19 protein-coding genes and 1 pseudogene are annotated in these 23,156 nt (G+C 72.6%); 5 read left to right on the top strand and 15 right to left on the bottom strand.

Annotated features, from left to right (window positions below; genetic code table 11):
- Positions 1–51 precede the first annotated feature (51 nt).
- The 5 genes from ACFYS8_RS29840 to ACFYS8_RS29820 all read right to left on the bottom strand — a co-directional run bounded on the left by ACFYS8_RS29840 (position 52) and on the right by ACFYS8_RS29820 (position 6,380).
- On the bottom strand, positions 52–2,424 hold the full coding sequence (locus tag ACFYS8_RS29840; protein WP_387646803.1) for a bifunctional salicylyl-CoA 5-hydroxylase/oxidoreductase: 2,373 nt from the start codon (positions 2,422–2,424) through the stop codon (positions 52–54).
- A complete protein-coding gene (locus ACFYS8_RS29835) occupies positions 2,421–4,034 on the bottom strand; it encodes an AMP-binding protein (RefSeq protein WP_387646800.1) in 1,614 nt (537 codons plus the stop codon). The genes ACFYS8_RS29840 and ACFYS8_RS29835 overlap by 4 nt, the downstream gene beginning before the upstream one ends.
- Positions 4,031–4,945 carry an acyl-CoA thioesterase gene (locus ACFYS8_RS29830; RefSeq protein WP_387646798.1) on the bottom strand — a complete coding sequence of 305 codons (915 nt, stop codon included), beginning with the start codon at positions 4,943–4,945 and terminating at the stop codon, positions 4,031–4,033. Before ACFYS8_RS29830 ends, ACFYS8_RS29835 begins: the two co-directional genes overlap by 4 nt.
- Positions 4,945–5,448 (bottom strand): cupin domain-containing protein, encoded by a 504-nt coding sequence (locus tag ACFYS8_RS29825; protein ID WP_387646796.1) that lies wholly within the window; start codon positions 5,446–5,448, stop codon positions 4,945–4,947. The genes ACFYS8_RS29830 and ACFYS8_RS29825 overlap by 1 nt, the downstream gene beginning before the upstream one ends.
- 86 nt (positions 5,449–5,534) lie before the next feature.
- On the bottom strand, positions 5,535–6,380 hold the full coding sequence (locus ACFYS8_RS29820; RefSeq protein WP_387646793.1) for a fumarylacetoacetate hydrolase family protein: 846 nt from the start codon (positions 6,378–6,380) through the stop codon (positions 5,535–5,537).
- Between the two features lie 161 nt (positions 6,381–6,541).
- On the opposite strand from ACFYS8_RS29820, the gene ACFYS8_RS29815 reads away from it, so the two are divergent.
- Positions 6,542–6,976, top strand: coding sequence for a RidA family protein (locus ACFYS8_RS29815; RefSeq protein WP_387646791.1), 435 nt, complete (start codon positions 6,542–6,544; stop codon positions 6,974–6,976).
- A gap of 110 nt (positions 6,977–7,086) precedes the next feature.
- On the opposite strand, the gene ACFYS8_RS29810 is transcribed toward ACFYS8_RS29815, so the two are convergent.
- Entirely contained in the window at positions 7,087–8,322 is a 1,236-nt protein-coding gene (locus tag ACFYS8_RS29810; protein ID WP_387646788.1) for a peptidase S8, read from the bottom strand.
- Positions 8,323–8,722: 400 nt separating this feature from the next.
- Here ACFYS8_RS29810 and cynS point away from each other — a divergent pair, with 400 nt between their 5' ends.
- Positions 8,723–9,193 (top strand): cyanase, encoded by a 471-nt coding sequence (gene cynS, locus ACFYS8_RS29805; protein ID WP_387646787.1) that lies wholly within the window; start codon positions 8,723–8,725, stop codon positions 9,191–9,193.
- Positions 9,194–9,386: 193 nt separating this feature from the next.
- Positions 9,387–13,328 (top strand): hypothetical protein, encoded by a 3,942-nt coding sequence (locus tag ACFYS8_RS29800; RefSeq protein WP_387646784.1) that lies wholly within the window; start codon positions 9,387–9,389, stop codon positions 13,326–13,328.
- Positions 13,329–13,386: 58 nt separating this feature from the next.
- Here the strand turns inward: ACFYS8_RS29800 and ACFYS8_RS29795 are convergent, their stop codons facing one another.
- The 6 genes from ACFYS8_RS29795 to ACFYS8_RS29770 form a co-directional block, all read right to left on the bottom strand.
- Positions 13,387–14,355, bottom strand: a complete 969-nt coding sequence (locus tag ACFYS8_RS29795; protein ID WP_387646782.1) for a serine hydrolase domain-containing protein — start codon at positions 14,353–14,355, stop codon at positions 13,387–13,389.
- A complete protein-coding gene (locus ACFYS8_RS29790) occupies positions 14,352–15,263 on the bottom strand; it encodes a DUF6895 family protein (protein ID WP_387646779.1) in 912 nt (303 codons plus the stop codon). The genes ACFYS8_RS29795 and ACFYS8_RS29790 overlap by 4 nt, the downstream gene beginning before the upstream one ends.
- Positions 15,260–15,934: a hypothetical protein gene (locus tag ACFYS8_RS29785; RefSeq protein ID WP_387646776.1), complete on the bottom strand. Its 675-nt coding sequence runs from the start codon at positions 15,932–15,934 to the stop codon at positions 15,260–15,262. The genes ACFYS8_RS29790 and ACFYS8_RS29785 overlap by 4 nt, the downstream gene beginning before the upstream one ends.
- A 58-nt stretch (positions 15,935–15,992) precedes the next feature.
- Positions 15,993–16,175 carry a hypothetical protein gene (locus ACFYS8_RS29780; protein WP_387646773.1) on the bottom strand — a complete coding sequence of 61 codons (183 nt, stop codon included), beginning with the start codon at positions 16,173–16,175 and terminating at the stop codon, positions 15,993–15,995.
- A 128-nt stretch (positions 16,176–16,303) separates the two neighbouring features.
- Positions 16,304–17,530 carry an RNA polymerase sigma factor gene (locus ACFYS8_RS29775; RefSeq protein ID WP_387646770.1) on the bottom strand — a complete coding sequence of 409 codons (1,227 nt, stop codon included), beginning with the start codon at positions 17,528–17,530 and terminating at the stop codon, positions 16,304–16,306.
- A complete protein-coding gene (locus ACFYS8_RS29770) occupies positions 17,527–17,898 on the bottom strand; it encodes a YciI family protein (protein WP_387646767.1) in 372 nt (123 codons plus the stop codon). The genes ACFYS8_RS29775 and ACFYS8_RS29770 overlap by 4 nt, the downstream gene beginning before the upstream one ends.
- A 216-nt stretch (positions 17,899–18,114) precedes the next feature.
- Here ACFYS8_RS29770 and ACFYS8_RS29765 point away from each other — a divergent pair, with 216 nt between their 5' ends.
- A complete protein-coding gene (locus tag ACFYS8_RS29765; RefSeq protein WP_387646764.1) occupies positions 18,115–19,620 on the top strand; it encodes an MFS transporter in 1,506 nt (501 codons plus the stop codon).
- A 26-nt stretch (positions 19,621–19,646) separates the two neighbouring features.
- Here the strand turns inward: ACFYS8_RS29765 and ACFYS8_RS29760 are convergent.
- The 3 genes and pseudogenes from ACFYS8_RS29760 to ACFYS8_RS29750 form a co-directional block, all read right to left on the bottom strand.
- Positions 19,647–19,973, bottom strand: a pseudogene (locus ACFYS8_RS29760) (NAD(P)-dependent oxidoreductase); the annotation flags it as partial.
- A gap of 106 nt (positions 19,974–20,079) precedes the next feature.
- A complete protein-coding gene (locus ACFYS8_RS29755; protein WP_387646762.1) occupies positions 20,080–21,288 on the bottom strand; it encodes a HEAT repeat domain-containing protein in 1,209 nt (402 codons plus the stop codon).
- 106 nt (positions 21,289–21,394) lie between these two features.
- Positions 21,395–22,435, bottom strand: a complete 1,041-nt coding sequence (locus ACFYS8_RS29750; RefSeq protein WP_387646760.1) for a zinc-dependent alcohol dehydrogenase family protein — start codon at positions 22,433–22,435, stop codon at positions 21,395–21,397.
- Positions 22,436–22,651: 216 nt separating this feature from the next.
- Here ACFYS8_RS29750 and ACFYS8_RS29745 point away from each other — a divergent pair, with 216 nt between their 5' ends.
- On the top strand, positions 22,652–23,152 hold the full coding sequence (locus ACFYS8_RS29745; RefSeq protein ID WP_387646757.1) for a hypothetical protein: 501 nt from the start codon (positions 22,652–22,654) through the stop codon (positions 23,150–23,152).
- Positions 23,153–23,156 lie beyond the last annotated feature (4 nt).

Raw genomic sequence — 23,156 nt, 5'->3', positions numbered from 1 at the left:
CCAGTGAGTATGACGGACGTCGAACCGATGATCGGACCGCACCCCGGGCCCTCACGCGGGAGCCCCGATCCGGTCCGGCGTCCACCGCAGGTGCACGGTGGCGGGGGCGCCGTCGCGCAGCAGCGACAGCCGGGGCGGGACGCGGTCGGTGCGCGCGGTGGGCGGGCGGCGGCGTCCGGCCCGCCACTGCACCGGCCAGTCGGCGCCCGCGCCGCGGTAGTCCTGTTCGGCCGCCGCGTGCAGCGTCCACTGCGGGTCGTACAGGTGGGTGCGGCCCAGTGCGCACAGGTCGGCGCGGCCGGCCAGCAGGATCGAGTTGACGTCGTCCCAGGAGGAGATCGCGCCCACCGCGATCACCTGCACCCCCGCCGGGGCGGCCACCCGGTGGCGGATCCGGTCGGCGAACGGCGTCTGGTAGGAGCGCCCGTAGGCCGGTTTCTCGTTCCTGGCGACCTGCCCGGAGGAGACGTCGATCGCGGCCGCGCCGTGCTCGACGAAGGCCCGGGCGATCTCCACCGCGTCCTCCTCGGTGGTGCCGTCCGGCAGCCAGTCGGTCGCCGAGATGCGCACCGTCACCGGGATCCGCTCCGGCACGGCCCGCCGGACGGCGTCGAACACCTCCAGCGGGAAACGCAGGCGCCGGGGCAGGCTGCCGCCGTACGCGTCGGTGCGGCGGTTGGCGACGGGGGAGAGGAAGGAGGACAGCAGGTAGCCGTGCGCGGCGTGCACCTCGATCAGGTCGAAGCCCGCCTCCACCCCGCGCCGCGCTGCCGCCTCGAAGTCGGCGAGCACCCGGTCGAGGTCGGCGCGGGTCGCTTCGCGCGGTACGTGGCAGCCGGGCCCGTACGGCAGCGCCGACGGCCCGATCACCTCCCAGTTGCCGTCGGGGAGCGGCTCGTCGATACCGTCCCACATCAGCCGGGTCGAGCCCTTGCGGCCCGAGTGGCCGAGCTGGAGGCCGATCTTCGCCGAACTGTGCTGGTGCACGAAGGAGGTGGCGCGATGCCAGGCGTCGCGCTGCGCGTCGTTCCACAGGCCCGCGCAGCCGGGCGTGATCCGGCCCTCGGGGGAGACGCAGACCATCTCGCTCATCACCAGGCCCGCGCCGCCGAGCGCCTTCGAACCCAGGTGCACCAGGTGGAAGTCGCCGGGCACGCCGTCCACCGCGGAGTACATGTCCATCGGCGAGACGATGACGCGGTTGTTCAGCTCCAACTCGCCGATCCGCACCGGCTGGAACATGGCCGGCGCCGCCGCCAGCCCCTGCTGCCGGGCGAAGTCGCCCTCCACCAACGCGGCGAACTCCGCGTCGCGTTCCTTCAGGTTCTCGAAGGTGATCCGGCGCGAGCGGGTCAGCAGGTTGAAGACGAACTGGGCGGGCTCCTGGTCGGCGTACATGCCGATGTTCTCGAACCATTCCAGCGAGGCCTGCGCGGCCCGCTGGGTCGATTCGACCACCGGCCGGCGCTCCTCCTGGTACGCGGCCAACGCCTCGGGAACGGTTGCCCGTTCGTGCAGGCAGGCCGCCAGCGCCAGGGCGTCCTCCATGGCGAGCTTGGTGCCGGAGCCGATCGAGAAGTGCGCGGTGTGCGCGGCGTCGCCGAGCAGCACCACGTTGCCGTCGTACCAGCGCTCGTTGCGGACGGTGGTGAAGTTCAGCCAGCGCGACTTGTTGGTGAGGACCTGGTGGCCCTTCAGCTCCTCGGCGAAGATCTCCGCGATCCGGGAGACCGCGTCGTCGTCGGACTCGCCCGGCCCGAACTCCTGCCCGGCGGTGCGGTCGAAGCCGGCCCGCCGCCACACCTCCTCGTGCATTTCCACGATGAACGTCGAGCCCGTCGCCGAGTACGGGTAGCCGTGGATCTGCATGGTGCCCCACTCCGTCTGCTTGACGAAGAACTGGAACGCCTCGAAGACCAGGTCGGTGCCGAGCCAGATGTACTTGTTGTGCCGGCTGTCCAGCGACGGGCGGAACGCCTCGGCGAGCGAGGTCCGTACGGCGGAGTGCACACCGTCCGCCGCCAGCACCAGATCGTGGGTGGCCCGCAGTTCCTCGACGCCCGGCGCCGGGGTGCGGTAGTGGACGCGCACGCCGAGCTCCGCGGCGCGCCGCTGGAGGATCTCCAGCAGGTCCTTGCGTCCCATCGCGGCGAACCCCTGCCCGCCGACGGTGAACCGGTGGCCGTTGAAGTCGACGTCGATGTCCGTCCAGCGGGCGAAGCCGCGCTCCATCGCGGCGTGCACCACCTCGTCCGCGCCCGCGATGCCGGTCAGCGTCTCGTCGGAGAACACCACGCCGAAGCCGAAGGTGTCCTCGGGGGCGTTGCGCTCCCACACCGTCACCCGGTGCGAGGGGTCCAACTGCTTCATCAGCGCGGCGAAGTACAGCCCGCCCGGGCCGCCGCCGACCACCGCGATCCTCATGCCGTGCCCTCCACCATTTTGCGCAGCCGGAAATGCTGGAGCTTGCCGCTCGGATTGCGCGGCAGCGCCTCGACGAACCGCACCTCGCGCGGGTACTTGTACGGCGCGAGCTGCCGCTTCACGTGGTCCTGGATGCTGCGGGCCGTCGCCGGGTCCGCCGCCGCGCCCGGCCGCAGCACCACGAACGCGCAGACCACCGAGCCGCGTTCGGCGTCGGGCGCGGCCACCACCGCCGACTCCACCACGTCCGGATGGGTGTCCACGGCGGCCTCCACCTCGGGCCCGGCGATGTTGTAGCCGGACGAGACGATCATGTTGTCGCTGCGCGCCCGGTACCAGAAGTAGCCGTCCTCGTCGCGGACGAAGGTGTCGCCGGTGACGTTCCAGCCGTTGAGCACATAGTCGGCCTGGCGCTCGTCGTCCAGGTAGCGGCAGCCCACCGGGCCGATCACCGCCAGCCGCCCCTCCTCGCCCGGGCCGAGCTCCTCGCCGTCCGGGCCGAGCACCGTCGCCCGGAACCCCGGCACCGGCCGGCCCGTCGCACCCGGGCGGATCTCGTCACCCGCGGCCGAGATGAAGATGTGCAGCAACTCCGTCGCGCCGATGCCGTCCACCACCCGCAGACCGGTCTCCGCCCGCAGCTGCTCCCACACCTCCAGCGGGATGTGCTCACCCGCGCTCACCGCCACGCGCAGAGATGAAATCCGATGCGTCAGACCGGACTTGACGATCTGCCGGTACGCGGTCGGCGCCGTCGCCAGCACCGTCACCCCGTGCTCGGCCACCAGCTCGGCCAGCTGCGCCGGCGTCGCCGACTCGGTCAGGAACGCGCACGCGCCCGCCCGCAGCGGGAACACCACCAGCATGCCCAGGCCGAAGGTGAACGCCAGCGGCGCCGTGCAGGCCACCAGGTCGTCCGGGCGCAGCCGCAGGGTGGAGGTGCCGAAGGTGTTGTCGATCGACAGCAGATCGCGGTGGAAGTGCACGGTGACCTTCGGGACGCCCGTGGTCCCGGAGGTCGGCCCGAACAGCGCCACGTCGTCCGCCGCCGTGTCCACCGCTGCGAACCGGCCCTCCTTGCCCGCCGCCCGCTGCACCAGGTCGTCCTTGGCGCTGCCGCCGACCGGCACCACCGTGAGCTCCGGGAGGCCCCGCACCTCGTCCAAGAAGCGGTGGTCCACCAGCGCCAGCACCGGCCGGGTCTTCGCGACGATCGGCCCCAACTCCCGTGCCCGCAAGGCCGCCATGGTGGCCACCGCGATCCCGCCCGCCCGCAGCACACCCAGCCAGGCCGCCACCGCCCACGGATTGTTCGGCGAACGCAGCAGCACCCGGTTGCCCGGCACCAGGCCCAGATCCTCGGTCAGCACCTGCGCCACCTGCGCCGACCGCAGCTGCAACTCGCCGTACGTCCACACCTCCCCGCCCGGCGTGCGCAGCGCCGGCCGGTCCGGGCCCAGCGCGGCGACCTGACGGTCCAGCAACTCCACTGCGGCGTTCAGGCGTTCGGGGTAGTGCAGCGACTCGGTGGTGAACTCCAGCACCGGCCACTGCCCGGCCGGCGGCAGGTGGTCGCGCGCGAACGTGTCACGGAAACCGGACTCCGTCATCTGCCGTCCCCCGCCCGGATCATGCCCTCCTGGAGCACCGTCGCCAGATGCACACCGTCCGGCGTGAAGAACCGGCCCTCGCCGAGACCCCGGCCGGACTCCGCCGCCACCGCCTGCTGCGCGTACAGCAGCCAGCCGTCCAACACCCCCGGGCGCGGCGGGCGGTGGAACCACATCGCATGGTCCAGGCTCGCCGTGACCAGCCCCGGCCGCGCCCATCCCAGGCCCAGCACCCGCAGCACCGGCTCCAGGATCGTGTAGTCGCACACGTAAGCCAGCGCCGCCGCGTCCCGCTGCGCGTCGTTCAGCCCCTCCACCGGCCGCAGCGCGTCGAACGGCCGCACCCAGACCGCCTGGTGCGGCGCCCGCCCGCCCTCGACGTCCAGGTACACCGGGCCCGGCACGTGCCGCAGGTCGAAGCTGCGCCCTGCCGACCAGTACTCCTTGGACGCCTCCGTCATGGTGCCGCCCTCGCGGTCGGCCAAGTAGGCGGCGGAGCCGGGCAGTTCATCGGGGTCGGGAAGGGCACCGGGCGGCGCGGCGGCGAAGCTGCCGCCGGGCTCGCCCGCCGCGAAGTTGGCCAGGCACACGTACAGCGCCTTGCCCCGCTGGTAGGCGCGCACCTGCCGGGTCGCGTAGCCGCGGCCGTCGCGCAGCAACTCGACCTCGTGGCGCACCGGTTCGCCGATCTCGGCCGGGCGCATGAAGTACGAGTGCATCGAGTGCAGCACCTTGCCGTCCCCGACCGAGCGCATCGCCGCGGCCGCCGCCTGGGCGACCAGGTCGCCGCCGTACGCCTTCGGCCACGGACAGGGCTGGGTGACGGCGGTGAACGCGAGGTCGAAGTGCTCGGGTGCGACGGGCTCCAGGGCGACGGCCGCGGCGAAGAACTCCGAGGTGGTGTCGGCCATCAGGGCCGCTCCAGCCAGTCGGGGAGCTCCGCGTCCGGCACCTCGGGCAGGTTGACCACGATGTTCTCCGGGGTGCGGGTGGTCATCCAGGTCAGCGGGCGGTTGCGGTCGAGGTTGCACTCCACGTGCGGCATGAACGGCGGGACGAACACCCAGTCGCCCTCGGCGAGATCGACGTAGTCGGCGAACTTCGCGCCGAAGTAGATCCGGCCCCGGCCCGACAGCACGTAGCCGCCGGTCTCCGCCTCGCCGTGGTGGTGCGGCACCGACCGGTAGCCGGGCTCGTTGCCGACCTTGCCGAACCACAGCCGCTTCGCCGGGGTGTGCTGGATGCTGACGCCGGAGATCCGGGTGGCGCCCGCCGACTGCCCGGTGTCGGCGGGCTCGTTGCCCGCCCTGGTCACCACCGGGACCACCAGGCCGCTCTCGGTGGCGTACACCGAGTTGTCGCCCTCCAGCAGGTACGAGCTGTAGTCGGGGGAGTTGCCGGGGGTGGGGTCCATGGGAAGCTCCTCGTCGTTGAGGGTCGGTTCGAGAGAGTTCGCTCTGCTGGATCGTCGGCCGTGCTGTGTACGACGGTGGTGCGGGGTCAGTCGGTGAGGCGCACCGTGTTGCGCAGGGTGCCGATGCCGGAGATCGACGTCTCCAGCACGTCGCCGTCGGCCAGGAAACGCTGCGGGTCGCGGGCGGCGCCGACGCCGCCGGGCGTTCCGGTGAGGACCAGGTCGCCCGGGCGCAGCACGGTGAACGTGGAGATGTAGGCCAGCAGGTCGGCGGCGTCGAAGACCAGCGTCTTGGTGCTGTCGCGCTGCACCTGTTCGCCGTTGACCCGGCAGACCACCTCCAGTCCGGCCGCCGGGTCCACCTCGTCCGGGGTGACCACGACCGGGCCGACCGGGCAGGATCCGTCCCAGGCCTTGCCCTGGAGCCACTGCGCCGTCCGGTTCTGCCAGTCCCGCACCGAGACGTCGTTCGCCACCGTGTAGCCCGCGATCCCGGCCAGCGCCGCCGCCCGGTCGGCGCGGCGCAGCGTGGCGCCGACCACCACCGCGAGCTCGGCCTCCCAGTCCAGCTGGAGGCCGCGCGGCAGCACCAGGTCGTCCTGCGGCCCGGCCAGCGTGTCCGCGAACTTCGCGAACAGCGTGGGGTGGGACGGGAGTTCACGTCCCATCTCGCGGATGTGCTCGGCGTAGTTCAGCCCGCAGCAGAGCACCTTGCCCGGCGTGGGCAGCGGCAGCACGGGGACGGCGCCGGGGATCGGCTCGCCGGGCTGCGGCGTGGCGCCGGTGCCGGGGATCGGCTCACCGGGCTGCGGCGTGGCGCCGGTGCGCAGGAAGGCCGACAGATCGGGGGCCGGGAGCGCGTGCCAGACCTCACCCCGGAGCACCGCGGCACTGCTGCCGCCGCCCGGGCGGGTGACCGTTGCGAGACGCATGGGAGGAACCTCCACTTCGGCACCGCTGCACGCCGCCCGGTGCCGGGAGCGTTGTTTCAATGGTTCTGCGACCGTCACAAGACTGTCAATAGCTGCTACGGTGACGCGCACCGAAGACACCCGACAGCACCAGACGGTTACCAGACCCGCAGGAGTCCTCCATGGCGAGCTACTCGGCCCCCGTCCCGGTCAACCCCGCGTCGCTGCCCGAGCCGCGCGGCTACTCGCACGGCACGCTCTGCGGCAACACCCTCCACCTCGGCGGCCAGACCGCCCTCGACCGGGACATGCGGATCGTCCCCGGCGGCATCGTCGAACAGTTCCGGCAGGCCTTCGGCAACGTGCTCGCCACGCTCGCCGAGGCCGGCGGCCGGCCGGAGGACCTGGTGAGCATCACGCTCTACCTCACCGACATCCCCGACTACCAGGCACACGGCAAGCAGATCGGCGAGGTCTGGCGCGAACTCGCCGGGCCGGTCTACCCGGCGATGGCCGGCATCGGCACCACCGCGCTGTGGCAGCCCGAGGCGATGATCGAGATCCTCGGCGTCGCCGTCATCCCCGACGACCGGCTGATCCGCCCCGCCGCGTCCTGACCCCTCGTCCTGATCATTGACGGCCGCACCCACAACGGAACAAGGGCGGTGACGCGCAGGAGAGGGGGAGTCCCTGCGCGCCACCGCCCGTCGGTGGGTCTGTCCGAGCGTCAGCCGGTGAAGGCCGCCGTGCCGTGCGGGGTGCCGAGGCCGGTCGGGCCGTCGTAGCCGGTGGTGGCGGTGCACAGGTAGCTCGGCGAGCAGCTGCCGTTGGAGCCGGTGGTGACGTCGTACAGCGAACCGGTGTGCGCGTACGGGAACGAGGACGGGTAGGAGCCCGCCGACGGCGTCCCGGCCAGCGCGTAGACGCTCGCGATGATCGGCGACGAGGCGCTGGTGCCGCCGTACACCGCCCAGCCGCTGCCGCCGTACGTCTGGTAGACCGCGACGCCGGTGGCCGGGTCGGCGACCGCCGAGACGTCGGCTATCGTGCGCTTGGCGCAGCCGGTGTCCGTCTGCCAGCTCGGCTTGGCGTCGTAGGCGGAGCAGCCGGAGCCGGTGCCCTCGGTGGAGTTGGTGTACCAGACCGACTCGCCCCAGCCGCGGGTGCTGGAGTTGCGGTTCAGCGAGGTGCCGCCGACCGCCGTGACGTACTTCGAGGCGGCCGGGTACTGCGCGCCGTACGCGCTGTCGCCGGAGGAGACGGTGACGGCCACGCCCGGGTGGTTGAAGTACGTGCTGTCGTACGAGGCGTCGGAGGAGGACTCGCCGCCGCCGTAGCTGTTGGACACGTACTTGGCGCCCAGCGAGACCGCGGTGTTCACCGCGGTGCCCAGGTTGGTCATGGTCGCGGTGGTGGCCTCGACCAGGATGATGTGCGCGTTCGGCGCGATCGCCGAGACCATGTCCAGGTCGAGCGAAATCTCGCCCGCCCAGCCGGAGTTGGACGTCGGCAGCTTCGTCCCGCCGGTCTGGTTGACCTTCTTGAAGCACCCGTTCGCGGTGGTGCAGGCCGGCAGCCCGTACTGCGCCCGGTAGACCGCCATGTCGGACTCGGCGTTCGGGTCGTTGTACGCGTCGACGATCGCGATGGTGGTGCCCGCACCACCGTTCGCCGGGAGGTTGTACGCACTCAGCAGGTCCGCCGGGCCGTAGCCGGACGGGGTCGCGTTCGGGGTGACGCCGAGCGCGTTGACGTGCTGCGTCGCGTTGGTGACCTTCAGCGCGTGGCAGCTCATGGTGTCGCCCTTGGCGAGCGCGTCGCACGCCCGCACCCAGGACACTCCGCCCTTGCTGTAGGTGGTGGGCATGGACTGGGCGCCGGCCGGCGAGGCGGCGAGACCGGTGAACGCGGAGAGGACGAGTGCGGCGGCACCGATGAGGGTCGGCGCGGTGGGGGTACGCAAGGAAGGGCCTCCTGGGGTCGCTGAACCGGGAGCACAACGGCGGACAGGCAGGCAGGAGTTGACGGCGTGACTGGGGGCCGCGGCTCCTGCACCTGGGGAAATCGCACTGGTGAGCCGCGTTCGACGCTAGTGATGCTGTCCCGTCAACTGCAATGCGCGGCAAGGAGATTGGACCTGCCCTTTACCGGCGGGGGGCCGCAGGTGACGGTTCCTCCATACACAGAACGGCGGGGGTAAAGGACGCCTGTCTTTCTCATCTGCGAGCCGCCATATAGATGCGATCTATCGTAACTATCGGCAGCAACTCTTGGACGCTATGGGTGCAGGTCATGCATGGTGGATCTCGCCGGCCCACCGGGCCGGTACACCACCTTCACCCCCGCAAGAGGAGCGCAACCTCATGGTGCACGCGCAGTTCTCCCCGACCGCCCGCGAGGCCCTCGCCGCCCAGGCCGTCGACGCCAAGACCCGCAAGAACCTCACCTGGAAGCAGATCGCCGACGCCTCCGGCCTCTCCGTCGCCTTCACCACCGCCGCCGTCCTCGGCCAGCACCCGCTGCCGAAGGACTCCGCCGACGCGGTCGCCGAGCTGCTCGGCCTCGACGAGGACGCCGCGCTGCTGCTCCAGACCATCCCGGTGCGCGGCTCGATGCCCAACCGCATCCCCACCGACCCGACCATGTACCGCTTCTACGAGATGCTCCAGGTCTACGGCACCACCCTCAAGGCACTCGTCCACGAGGAGTTCGGCGACGGCATCATCTCCGCCATCAACTTCAAGCTCGACGTCAAGAAGGTCGCCGACCCCGACGGCGGCGAGCGCGCCGTCATCACCCTCGACGGCAAGTACCTCCCCACCAAGCCGTTCTGACACCCGGCCGCATCCTCGCGCGGCCGTGCCCCCGTCCGCCCCTTCGGGCCTGCGGGGGCGCCGGCATGCCGCCGGGCCGTCCGGAAATGTGTCCGAATTGTGGTGGCGATGGTGCGTGCACGGCCCTAGACTCCGGCTGCTCGAACGTCGGTGATCGGCACGGGCGTTGAGCGACGAACCTTGGGGGGTTCCGATGAGATTGCTGCCGTCGTCCGGCAGGCACCGACGCGCCGTCGGTGTGTTCGCGGCGGGCGCGCTGCTGCTGACCTCGCTGGTCGCCCAGTCCGGCACCGCCTTCGCGGCGGCCGGCGGGTCGTCCGACGCCGCCAAGCCCGCGGCCGAGGCGCCGCGCGCGGGGGGCCCGGAGGCGAAGGCCGAACCGAAGGCCGCGCCGAAGCCGGACCCGCAGGCCGAGCACCAGGCGGCCGCGAAGGCGCTGCAGGAGTCCGACCCGACCGGGGCCTGCCCGGCGGAGCTCGACCCGAAGGCACCCGTCACCTGCACGATGGACGGGTCCGGCACCGCGAGTTCGACGCTGAACGTGACGCAGGACCACGACCTGGTCCTGTTCCAGGTGCTCGCCACCCAGCAGTACAGCCTGACCAGGACGCTGACCGCGCCCGACGGCTCGACCGTCGCCTGCGAGAACGTGATCTCCTACGCCTCCGGCGCGTTCCGCTGCGCGACCGGGCAGGCCGGCACGTACACCCTGAACCTGACCAACGCCTACGGGGCGAACTCGATCTCCGTCGCCTACGTGCCGCTGCTGTCCACCGGCGCGTGCAAGACGGTGGCCGGCGACGACAGCAAGCTGGGCACCGCGAAGTCGTTCAGCGGCTCGCTGGGCACCGGCGCGGTCGGTGACTGCTACACCACCGACCTCGCCCCGGGCGACCTGCTGCGCACCTACGGGCCGAACTACCAGGCCACCTGGACCGTCTACGACGGCACCGGCAAGCGGATCTGCGACTCCTACACCACCGGTAACTCGAGCAGCGGCCTGGACTGCGCGCTGACCGGCACCGCGCCCTACCGGGCGACGGTCCAGCAGGTCTCCGGCCAGGCGGTCAACTACACCTTCGCCGCCGCCCGGCTGTCCCGGCCCGAGGGCTGCGCGACCGTCCAGCCGCAGGCCTACGGCGAGGCCCCCGACCTCACCTCCACCACCCGCTGCCGCACCCTGCGGGTGGCCGCCGACGGCCGCTACCAGTACAGCTGGGTGAACAACTCCGGGACGTACCTGCGCGGTCGGCTGTTCCGCACCGACGGCACCCCGGACAGCTGCCAGAGCACCGACTGCACGCTGACCGCCGGTGACCACACCTGGGTGCTGGACGGCGACTCCGGTGACGTGGGCGCCTACGGGATGACGCTGCGCTCGGCGACCGAGACCCGCGGCTGCACCGCCACCCCCGACGACGGCTTCGCCTCCGGCGCCGTCACCGGCACCTTCGACAGCGCCGGGCAGGCCCGCTGCCTGACCCTGCCGACCGCCTCCGGCAAGGGCCTGTACCTGCTCAACCGGCCGCCCACCGACGGAGCCGCGGCCACCGTCGAGATCGACGACGCGGGCGGCGTCAAGCAGTGCGACAACGGCGGCTACGGCTACGCGGCCTGCAAGCTGACCGGCACCGCCCCGTTCCGGGCCGTGCTCACCGCCGGCGCCGGCAAGCCGTACGGGCTGATCGTCCACCGGACCGACAGCGACGCGGGCTGCACCGCCTGGCCGCAGTCCGGCTACGGCGGCTCCTGGGGCACCGAGGTCTCGCTGAACGCGACCGACCCGCAGCGCTGCCTGAGCATCCCGGCCGACCAGCACGCGCCCGCCGAAATGCTGGACTACGCGAACAACCTGAACCAGGTGAACGCGTCCGTGTCCATCACCGACGGCACCGGCGCCGCGGTCTGCTCGACGCAAGGCAGCTCCACCACCACCTGCCGGTTCACCCCGGGCACCTCGTACACGGCGGTGCTGGCCGGCGGCCAGACGGACACCTACAAGATGGTGCGCCGGGACATCTCGCCGAGCGCGCCGTGCACCACCCGCTCCTCGACCGCCGTCGGCGGCCCGTCCACCCCGTTCGACTTCACCTCGGCGCTGGACGCCCGCTGCGTGCGGATCACCGGCGCGGCCACCGACAAGTTCTGGCTGACCAGCCGCACCACCGGCAACCGCTACGAGGCCGGCACGCTGCTGATGGCGGTGGACGCCGACGGCAAGGTCCAGTGCCGGCAGTGGGGCGTCTCCTGCAAGATGACCGGTTCGACCTCGTACGTGGTCCTGGTGGTCGCGTCCGGTTACCAGGGCAAGGCGGTCCACGCGAACGTCGACGCCTGGAAGGTCGGCGGGGCGGACGGCTGGGCCCCCGAGTGCAACGGCAACGTGCTGTCGGCGAACGGCTTCCCGCAGCACAGCGGCATGCTCACCGAGACCGACACCGCGTACTGCGGCGTGATCGACCTGAAGGCCGGTCAGGGCATCACCGTCGCGGGCACCACCAGCAACGCCGGGTCCTTCCTGCCGCCGTGGCTGGCGATCTCCGGCCCGAACGAGTGGACCGACTCCTACAACAGCTACCAGTGCTTCCAGAACTACGGCCAGTTCGGCGGCGCCTGCACGAACTGGAGCTCCACCGACGGCCGGGCGCTGCTGATGGTCACCCCGGACAAGTCCCCGACCCCGGTCGAGTACACCCTCCAGGGCCTGGCCGGAGGCACGAGGCCCGACTACGGCACGCCGCAGACGATCGCCCCGGCGACCGGCCGGGCCGGCACCCTGCTGCCGGCCGTGATCCGCGGCACCGGCCTGACGATGGGCAGCAAGATCAAGCTGTCGCAGAGCTCCACGAACAGCCTGGTCTGGCCGCAGTCGGTGAACGCCGACGGCACCGTGCTGAACGTGCTCGTCGACACCAGGAACCTGGCACCCGGCAAGTACGACCTGCTGCGCGACGGCATGGGCTACACCCCGGGCCAGGCCTCGCCGGGCTACGTGCCGAACGCCTTCGAGGTCACCGCGGCCGACACCCCCGTCAAGTCCCGGTTCGTGCCGCTCACTTCGGCCCGCCTCCTGGACACCCGCGACGGCACCGGCGCGCCCAAGGCTCGCATCGGCGCGGGTGGGACGACGAGCCCGCAGGTGACGGGTGCCAACGGCGTCCCGGCCACCGGCGTCACCTCCGTCGTGCTGAACGTGACCGCCGTCGACCCCAGCGAGGACGGACACCTCACCGCCGGCCAGTCCGCGGTGCCGAGCCTGACCTTCGCCGCCCACCGCACCACCGCCAACCAGCTGACGGTGCCCGTGGTCAACGGCAAGATCGACCTGCGCAACGACACCGGGACGCTCGACCTGGTCGCCGACCTCGCCGGCTACTACACCGACGCCACCGACCAGGGTTCCGCCCTCACGCCGATCACCCCCGCCCGCTTCCTCGACACCCGCGACGGCACCGGCGCGCCCAAGGCCCGCATCGGCGCGGGCCAGACGGCTGCCGTGCAGGTGACGGGCGTCAAGGGCGTCCCGGCCGACGGCGTCACCGCCGTGGTCATGAACGTGACGGCCGTGTCCCCGACCGCGACCGGCTGGATCACCGTCCACGCCGACGGGCAGCCGCTGCCCGGCACGTCGAACCTCAACTTCACCCCCGGCCGGACCGTCTCCAACCTGGTGACCGTCCCCGTGGTGAACGGCAAGGTCGACCTGCACAACAGCGCCGGCACCGTCGACCTGGTCGCCGACGTCACCGGCTACTACTCGGCGACCGGCACCAGCACCTTCAGCCCCGCCACCCCGCTGCGCCTGCTCGACACCCGCGACGGCACCGGCGCCCGGCAGGGCACCGTTGGCGCGGGCGGCATCGTCAGCTTCCAGGTCGGCGGCGTCGATGGCGTGCCGTACGGCGCCACCGCCGTACTGCTGAACGTCACGGCCACCGACCCGACCGCCACCGGCTACCTGACCGCCTACCCGCACGGCACCGACCGTCCTGGTACCTCCAGCCTCAACTACGTGGCGGGCCAGACGGTTTCGCACCAGGTGCTGGTCCCGGTCGTGGACGGGCGGGTGGTGTTCTACAACTCCACCGGGAACGTGAACGTCACCGCGGACCTGACCGGCTGGTTCGCCGCCTGACCGGTTGAGAGCATTCGATGGGCCGTCGACGCAGCCAGCGTCGGCGGCCCGTTCTGCGTCAGAGCGCGCGGAAGAGCCGGTAGCCGGTCTGGATGAAGCGGCCGTCGACCCGGGGGCCGGCGTTGGTCAACGCGGCCAGGGCGGTGCCGCGTTGGGGGGAGAAGGCGATGAATGACGTGCAGCCGCGGGTGCCGCCGGAGTGGAAGAGGACGTCGCCGTCGGGGGTCGGGCGGAGGTTCCAGACCAGGCAGATGCGGTCCGTGGAGCGGGGTTTGACCAGGCGCGGTTGCTGGACGTCGTGGAGGGCGGTTTCCAGCGAGGTGCTCGGGGCGGCGGCCGGGTCGAGGTGGAGGGTCAGGTAGCGCAGCAGGTCGCGGGCGGTGGAGCGGACGGCGCCGGCGCCCGGCAGGGCGGGGATCTCCCAGGGCGGGAGCGGACGTCCGTGCAGGTGGCCGACGGCGGCGCCGGGCTCGCAGCCGGTGCCGGTGAGTCCGAGCGGTCCGGCGATGCGGTCGGCGAGCAGCGCCGGGTAGGTGCTGTCGGTGCGTTCGGCGAGGGTCCGGCCGAGCAGGCCGACGCCGTAGTTGGAGTAGTGCACCCGGTCACCGGGCTTGTGCCGCAGGCGAGTTCGGGTCATGGCCAGGTCCAGGTCCTCGGCGGAGTAGGCCGCGTACGGGTTGGTGAACCAGGAGGGCAGTGCCGAGCGCCGCAGGCCGGGCGGTAGGCGGGGGAGGCCGGAGGTGTGGGTGGCGAGGTGGAGGAGGGTGAGCGGGGTGTCGGAGACGGTGACGGTGTCCTGGAGGCTCAGGTCGTTCCGGGCGACCAGTTCGGCGAGCAGCAGGGCCGTGAACGTCTTGCTGACCGACCCGAGTTCGAAGCCGGTGTCCGGCGTGACCGGCTCGCTGGAGCGGCCGTCCGTTCGGCCGTGGCAGAGCAGTTGTTCGCCGTCGTCGGGGGAGGCGGTGGCGAGGGCGATGGCGGACCCGCGCGGTACGGTCCGGGCGAGTGCCGTGAGGTGCGGGTTCACCGGAGGGCGCGGGCGAGGGTGAGGGTGCCGGCCACCACGCCGACCACGGCGGTGTGTTCGTTGTCCTTGAAGGCGCGCGCCGGGTCCTCGTCGACGGGGTCCAGGTCGCGTGGCAGCAGGCCGTCCTCGCGCTGGGCGGCGAGCAGGTGCTCCCAGCTCCGCGGGTCGCAGACCGGCTCGGGCAGGCAGGCGTCCACGATCAGCAGTTCGCCGAGCAGGTCCCACTGGCCGGTCTCCTGCCAGATGTCGGCCCACACGGGCAGCCAGGCGGCCAGGTACTCGCGCAGCGGCGCGGGCAACCGGTCGGGCAGAGCGCCCCAGTCGGTGAGGTGGAAGACGGTGTGGGTGACGCTGTAGGCGGTCATCCAGTCGATCGCCCAGGGTTCGGGCCGGGCGCCGAGCCAGGTCGCGGTGGCGAGCGCGTCCCAGGCGGGTCGGCTCTCCAGTCCGATCACGTGCCGGGCGTTGGCGACGGCCAGGCGCCGGTTCGGCATCGACTCCACGGCGTGCGTGGCGCGCAACCCGTCGAGGCCGCGCAGGAGTTCGTCCAGCGACGGGTGCCGGTAGCCGGCCCGGTGGAAGTGCAGGTAGGTCTCCAGCGGGTCGCTGAGCAGCATGTGCCGGAACTGCCGTTCGTACAGCAGGTCGCCCTGGCGCAGTTGCTGCCAGCCGAAGTCGAGCAGCACCCGGGCACGTTCCCGTTCGGTCGGGCCGGAGACGGTCTCGCGCAGTACCAGGGAGGCGGCGAGGGCGCATTCGCCGATCGGCTTGTAGGCGTTGTCGGGGTCGGAGAGGTCGGCCCCTCCGTCGGGCGGCAGGGCGCCGAGGCCCTGCTCGTGCGCGGTGTGCAGCCACTCCAGCGAGCGGGTGGCCAGCCGGTGGGCGTCGGCGAGCACGGCCGGGTTCATGCGGCGGCCAGGTGCTGGGCGACGGCCAGGTCGAGGGCGCTGCGCGCGGTGCCGTCGCCGGTCAGCGCCAACTGCCGCAGCAGCGGCGGTAGTTCCAGCGCGGACGGGGTGCCGGTGTGCTGCAGCCAGGCCAGCCAGCGGACCAGCCGGGCGGCGGTGCGGTGGTCGCGGCGCAGCACGGCGCGGGCGGCGCCGCGGGCGAGTGCGAGCGGGTGTTCGTGGGCGAGCCGGTGCACCGGGCCGTCCAGGGTCGGCAGAGCGAGGCAGGACAGCTGCGCCATCCGCACCGACCAGTGCTGCCAGCCGTCCTCGCCCGGGTCGGGCGGCGGGGGCGGGGGCGGGGCCAGGACGGGGTAGCCGGCGAGGGAGAGGAGTTCGGCGGTGGCCCGGTCGCGCCACACGTGGATCCCGGACTCGTCGGAGGGGAACAGCCGGAACGCCTGGGCGGCGAGCTCGGCGGTCTCCGGCGGGGTCGGGACGCCGGTGAGCAGGGTGGGGGCGAACACGTCCGGGCCGAGCACCCGGACTCCGGCCAGCAGGGCCTGCGGCTCCGGTGCGGCGGGGGCGGGAAGAGCCGCGCCCTCGGCGCCGGTGAGAGCGTCGAGGGTGCGGCCTGCCGCCCACTCGGTCGCGGCAGCGAACTCCCGCTGGGGCGATTCGGCGAACGGCATGGGGTCTGCTACTTTCTTCCGATTCTTCCGGGTTTTCCGATTTGATGCCGGGTCGGTGCTACTTCTTCTCCTTGGGACCCTTCGGGGAGAGCAGCAGGGCGAGCAGGAGCACGCCGACAGCCTCGGGGCGGTACAGCGGGGCGTCGCTGACCGTCGACTCCTCTTCGGTCATCAGCGCCCGCACGGCGCCGAGTTCGGGCGTCGTCGCGCGGTGCGGAGCAAGCACGGTCTGGGCAAGCATCGGATACGCCTCCTTGGGGAAGGACGGACGTCATCGTCGGATCGACGATGTCCTTTCCCCACGCTAGGTGCGGCCCCGGATCGACGCATGTGGAGTTCCGGCTCCGCTGTCAGGGGCATGACCTCATGTCATGGACGCGACTGCCGGGCCCGCGCCCGGGCCGCCCGGAACTCCAGATGGCGCTGCTCGGCGAGGCTCGCGGTGGCCTTCGCGGCACGCCGGTAGTGCGCGAACGCCCCGGCCAGGTCGCCGCTCCGCTCCAGCAGGTGCGCCCGCACCGACAGCAGCCGGTGGTGGCCGGCCAGCCGCCCGTCCTCGTCCAGGGCGGCCAGCAGCGCCAGGCCCGCGGCCGGGCCCTCGGTCTCGGCGAGGGCGATCGCGCGGTTGAGCGTCACCATCGGGTTGGGCGCGATCCGCTCCAGCACCAGGTACAGCGCGTGCACCTGCGGCCAGTCGGTCTCCGCCGCGGTGGCCGCGTCGGCGTGCGTCGCCGCGATCGCGGCCTGCAACTGGTACGGCCCCAGCGCCGGATCCGCCAGCGACGCCCGGACCAGCGCCATGCCCTCGCCCAGCAGCGCGCGGTCCCACTTCGAGCGGTCCTGCTCGTCCAGCGGCACCAGATCGCCGGACGCCGTCGCCCGCGCCTCCCGGCGGGCGTGCGTCAGCAGCATCAGCGCCAGCAGCCCCGTCACCTCGCTGTCGCCCGGCAGCTGTTCATGCACCGTCCTGGTCAGCCGGATCGCCTCGCGGGCGAGGTCCGCGCGGTGCAACTCGCTGCCCGAGGACGCCGTGTAGCCCTCGTTGAAGATCAGGTAGAGCACGTGCAGCACCACCCGCAGCCGCTCCTCGCGCTCCGCGCCGACCGGCAGCACGAACCGGCTGCCCGCAGCCCGGATCCGCTGCTTGGCCCGGCTGATCCTGGCCGCCATCGTCCCCTCCGGCACCAGGAACGCGCGGGCGATCTCCGCCGTCGTCAGACCACCCACCGCACGCAGCGTCAACGCCGTCCGGGACGCCGCCGTCAGCGTCGGATGGCAGCACAGGAACAGCATCGCCAGCGTGTCGTCGGTGCCGGGCACCTCCTCCGGCACCACCTCCGCAGCCATCGCCCACTCCCGCTCGCGGCGCGCCCGGTCGCTGCGCACCTGGTCCACCAGCCGCCGCGACGCCACCGTCACCAGCCAGCCGCGCGGACTGTCCGGCACACCCTCCGCCGACCACTGCACAGCCGCCGCCAGCACCGCCTCCTGGACGGCGTCCTCGCAGCCCTCGAACCGGCCGTACCGGCGGACCAGCGTGCCGAGGACCTGCGGCGCGAGCTCACGCAGCAGGCCCTCGAAGTCGGTTGCTGTCATGCCTCCAGGTTTCCGTCGGAGAACATCACCTGACGCACCTCCACCCCCAGACCCGCGATCGCCGCGTCCGGGATCTGCGACGCCAGCTCGACCGCCCGCTCCTTGTTCTCGCAGTCCACCAGGTAGAAGCCGCCCAGGAACTCCTTCGCCTCCAGGAACGGACCGTCCGTCACCACCGTCTGCCCGCCCCGCACCGACACCACCGCCGACTGCGACGGATCCACCAGCGCCTGCGTGAGGATCAGCTCGCCGGAGTCCTTCAGCGTCTGGATGAACCTGCCGTGGCCGGCGCCGAGACCCGCCTTCTCCTCGTCGGTCAGCGCGTCCAGCACCGCCGGGTTGATGTGCAGGCCGATCAGGAACTTCATCTCGCACTCCTCGTTGTTCGGCGGCCCCGGCCGGGGCCCTCGGGGTGTGGTCGGAGCCGTCGACGCGGTCTTGACATTTTTCGGGCGAGTTCCGGGCGAGAAATTTTTTGCCCGTCGGGACGGGTGGGGGTGTCAAGAACCGCGCGGCCGCTCCGACCACCCGGCGAACCTCGAGAACCGAGACCTCGAGAACAGGTGAAGAAGGAGCTTTCGGAGATGCGAGTCGACCGGGCACGGTGGGGACTGGCCCTGCTCATGCTGCCGACCCTGATCGTCGCGATGGACGTGACCGCGCTGCTGCTGGCGCTGCCACGGCTCAGCGCCGACCTCGGGGCGGACAACGTCCAACAGCTGTGGATCAGCGACAGCTACGGCCTCATGGTGGCCGGCCTGGTCATCACCATGGGCACCCTCGGCGACCGGATCGGCCGCCGACGCCTGCTGCTGACCGGCGCCGCCGCGTTCGCGGTGCTCTCGGTGGTGGCCGCCTTCGCGGTCGATCCGCTGATGCTGATCGTCGTGCGGGCCCTGCTGGGCGTCGCCGGGGCGACCCTGGCCCCCTCCACGCTGTCGCTGATCACCAACATGTTCCGCGACGACCGGCAGCGCGGCCGGGCCATCGCCATCTGGGCCACCGGCCAGTTCGCCGGCGGCGCGCTCGGGCCGGTGCTGGCCGGCGTGCTGCTCCAGCACTTCTGGTGGGGATCGGTGTTCCTGATCGCCGTACCGCCGATGCTGCTCCTGCTGATCGCCGGGCCGGCGCTGCTCCCCGAGTTCCGCAGCGACCGCGCCGGCCGCCTGGACCCGGCGGGCGTCGGGCTGTCGCTGGCGGCGATGATGCTGCTGGTGTACGGCATCAAGCAGCTGGCCGTGGACGGCATTTCGGGCGGGGCCTCGGTTTGGCCGGCCGTCGCGCTGGTGGTCGGCGCGGTGCTGGGGATGCTCTTCGTCCGGCGTCAACTCCGGGTCGATTCCCCGCTGCTGGACCTCCGCCTGCTGCGCAGTCGGCCGTTCACGGCCGTCCTGGTCGGGCTGGTCTTCGCGGGCGTCGCGATGGCGGGCACCGGGCTGCTGGTCACCCAGTACCTGCAGAACGTGCTCGACCACTCGCCGGCCGTCTCGGCGGTGCTGTTCGCCCCCATGGGCATCGGCGTGGCCGTCGGCACCATGACCGCACCCGCGCTGGCCCGCCGGATGAAGCAGACCACCGCGATCGCGGGCGGCCTGGCCCTCTCGGCACTCGGCGGCCTGCTGCTGGCCGTCGTCGACGGGGACGGCGCCCTGCCGCTGGCGATGACCGGCATCACCGTCCTCGCCCTCGGCACCGGCCCGCTGTTCGCCCTGGGCACCGGCCTCGTCCTCGGCTCCGTCCCCCCGGAACGGGCCGGCTCCGCCGCGTCCATGTCGGAGACCGGCAACTACCTCGGCGGCTCGCTCGGGTTCGCCCTGCTCGGCGTGCTGGCCGCGATCGTCTACCGGCACGGCATGCACGGCACCTCCGACTCCCTCGCGGGCGCGGTCGCGGCCGCGCAGCAGCTTCCCGCGGAGCAGGGGGCCGCGCTGCTGCGCGACGCGCGGGAGGCGTTCACCACGGCCCTGCACGTCACAGGGCTTGCCGCGGCGGTCATCTTTGCCGCGCTGGCGGTTCTGGTGCTGACGATGCGACAGCCTGCGGCGGCGGGTGCGGTGACGCTTCCGGAGGCGGAGGTGAGCCGGGCGTAGCGGCGAGGGACTCCGGCGGGTGGCCGTCACCCGGTCACCACGGGCACGCCCTCCGGGCGGTCGGCGAGCAGGGCCGCGATGTGGTCCGCGCAGCGCAGGGCCGCCGTAGCCATGGCGGCCCTGGTCATCCCGGCGACATGCGGGGTGAGCAGGGCGTTCGGCAGGCCGAAGAGCGGCGAGGCGAAGGCGGCGTGCTCGTGCTCGAAGGTGTCGACGGCGGCTGCCGCGAGCGGGTGCGCGGGGTCGCGCAGCGCATCGGCCAGCGCCTGCTCGTCGACGATCCCGCCCCGGGCGGTGTTCAGCAGGATCGACCCCGGACGCATCAGCGCAAGCTCCGCCCGACCGACCATCCCTCGGGTCCGTGGACCCTACTGCGGGTGCTCACCGTTCCGCCCCGGGCAGGTACGAGAGTGCGGCGACGCCGGTGGCGGGGTCGGCGGTGCGGACTCCGGGCCCTCGTCAGGAGGCCGGGGCCGTCGGGTGGCCCTGGCTGGTTGTTTCGGCGCGGACCTGCAGCAGGTGGTCGATGTCGCCGAGGCGGCCCCACCCCGGGCTGTTCATGTTCTTGAAGCCAGAGCGGATCTCCTTGAGGACCGTCAGGCCGCGTTCATCGTCGCGCAGGGCGAGGCCGGCGGCGGCCTCGATCCGGGCGTCCAAGTACGGGTCCGTCAGGTGTGCGGCGAAGACCGTGCGCAGCTCAGGAGTGTCGACGGCGGACATGACGAGCTTGTGGAGCGCGTTCGCCCTGGTCACGGGCACGGGATCCGCGGCCAGGTGCAGCAGGGCCGCGAGGGCTTCCTCGTGCTCGGCGGTCCTGGTGTGGAGGATCCTGGAGAGGCGCGCCCGGACCCGGGGATCGGTGTGGTGGGCGTGGTTCAGGACCGCTTCGACTGTTTCGTCGGGGTGGCGGCAGTAGGAGGCGAAGGCGGCGATGACGGTGGCGAGGGCGCGGGGGTCCTGCTCGCTGTGCAGCAGCGGGCGGAGGAACTCCACTGCCTCGTCGGTGAACGGGAGTTCGGCAACATCGTCCTGATCGGGGGCGAACTCGAACCCGATGTCCAGGTAGTGGATGGTGTCGAGTCCGAAGCGCCTGCGATTGAGGTCGGACGCGTCCCGGGCGGCCTCGAGCGCCCAGTCGAAGGTCGTCCGGTCGGCCCGGCGCCCCAGCTCCCAGACCGAGGCGAACCAGTCGTCGTGGTCGGGGTCGGCGTGCACCAGGGCGCGGGCCATCAGCTCGTCCGGTGAGCGGTGGATGCCCAGTTCGGCCTCCAGGTCGGTGATGATCGCCCGGTGCGCGGGAGGCGGAACGGCCCCGGCGCCGGCCCCCGAAGCGACGGCCTCCTGCGCGATGCGAAGGGCGCGCCGATGCGGGCTGTCTTCGGTCAACGGGTCCTGGCTGCGGGACAGCAGGGCGAACAGCACCGAGTGCCGGCCGTTCTCGGCTGCCCACGTCACGGGGTCCACGCCGCCGTCCCAGGGGCGGTCCACATCTACGTCCCAGACGACCAGCCAGTCGACGACCCGTTGCCGTCCGGCCTTCGCGGCGGCGGCCAGCAGAGCCACGGCGTCATCGCCGGCGAGGTCGTCGGCGGTGGCGTCATACAGGAGTTCGAGCGCCGCGTCGTCGTCTCCGCGTTCGACAGCAGCCAGCAGCGAGGGAAGATCCACCGGTTGATTGTGCCTGCGCGCGGGGCGGCGTGCGAACCGATTATCGGCTCTGGCCGGCCCGCGGGAACGGCGATGCGTGCGGCGTCGTAGGGGCGGTGACGCTGGTTCAGTCGGGGAGGAGGACGGCGACGCCGGTGACGCGGTCGGCGGCGAGGTCGGTGAGGGCGGTGTTGGCCTGGTGGAGGGGGTAGCGGGTGAGGTGGATGGACGGGCGGACGCGGGCTGCCTCGGTGAGGAAGTCGTGGCCGTCGGTGCGGGTGTTGGCGGTGACGGAGCGGAGGGTGCGTTCCTGGAAGAGGTGGTGCTGGTAGTTCAGGGTGGGGATGTCGGTGAGGTGGATGCCGGCGATCGCGAGGGTGCCGCCGCGGTCGAGGGCGGCGAGGGCGACGGGGACGAGTTCGCCGACCGGGGCGAACAGGATGGCGGCGTCGAGGGGTTCCGGCGGGGCGTCGTAGGAGTCGCCGGCGAAGCCCGCGCCTAGGTCGCGGGCCAGGTCGCGGGCTGCGGGGGCGCGGGTGAAGACGGCCACCCGGGCGCCGCGGGCGAGGGCGATCTGGGCGGTCAGGTGGGCGGAGGCGCCGAAGCCCCAGATGCCGAGGAGGCCGCCCGGCGGGAGGTTCGCGCGGGACAGGGCGCGGTGGCCGATGATGCCGGCGCACAGCAGTGGTGCGAGTTCCTCGGCGGCCGGGCCGTCGGGCAGCGGGTAGGCGAAGCGGGCGTCGGCGGTGACGAACCCGGCGTAGCCGCCGTGCCGGTCCCAGCCGGTGTACGTCGAGGCGGGGCACAGGTTCTCCCGTCCGCTGCGGCAGTACCGGCACTGCCCGCACACCCCGGCCAGCCAGGCCACTCCCGCGCGGTCGCCGACCGCGAACTCCGTCACGCCCGGGCCGGTCGACGTCACCCGCCCGACCACCTCGTGGCCGGGCGTGCAGCGCGGCATCCGGGGCGGGAGGTCGCCCTCGGCGAGGTGCAGGTCGGTGCGGCACACCCCGCACGCCTCCACCTCGACCAGGATCTCCCGATCAGCCGGGACGGGCGGCGGCCGCCGCTCCCATTCGAGCGGCCCGTTCCCGCTGCTCACCGGCCCGGGGCGGGCCACCACCCAGGCGCCGTCCCGCGCCGTTCCCGTCGCGCGCGTCGTTTCCACCTTTCCAGCGTGCTCCCGGTGGCGGGGAGGGGACGAGTCGGCCCGGTGACCCGGGCCGGTTGTCGGGCCGAATAGGGCCGTCCGGACCATGCCGCAGGACGGCCCACGTCGGAAAGCTGGAGGGGTACGGGGCCGGGTCGAGCGGTGAGGAAGGCGGGCGGCATGCACGCGCATCCGCAGCAACGGAAGAACCCACTGAGGCGGAGCAGTGACCGCGTGCAGTGGTGGGTGGGGCGGCTCTTGTTGGTGCTGGCGGTCGGCGGGATCCCGGCGGCGCTCGCCGTCGGCCTGATCGTCCACCACGACCAGTCCCGGGCGGCCGACACCGAGGCCGTCACTCGGCACCCGGTGACCGCCCGGCTGGTCGCGGACGTTCCCGCCGCGATGGGCATCACCTCGACCCGGGCCGCCGTCACCTGGAACGCCGACGGCACCGACCACCGGGCGAGCGCCGTGGTGCCTTCCGGCCGGCCCGCCGGCACCCCCGTCCGGATCTGGCTGGACGAACGCGGTGAGGTCGTCCCCCAACCGGCCGGCGCCGGCGAGGCCGTCGCGGTCGCACTGACCGCAGGGCTGCTCGCCGTCACCGCCCTGCCGCTGCTCTGCACCGTGGTGTGGAAGGGCACCCTGCACGTCCTGGACCGCCGCCGCTACGCCGAGTGGGACGCCGAGTGGCAGCAGATCGAGCCGCAGTGGACCCGGCGGCAGCCGAGCTGATCGC

This window comes from Kitasatospora sp. NPDC004615 (genome assembly GCF_042873545.1).
GTDB lineage: Bacteria > Actinomycetota > Actinomycetes > Streptomycetales > Streptomycetaceae > Kitasatospora.
The sequence above is the reverse complement of the archived record's forward strand: the minus strand, read 5'-3'. Positions and strand labels throughout refer to the sequence as shown.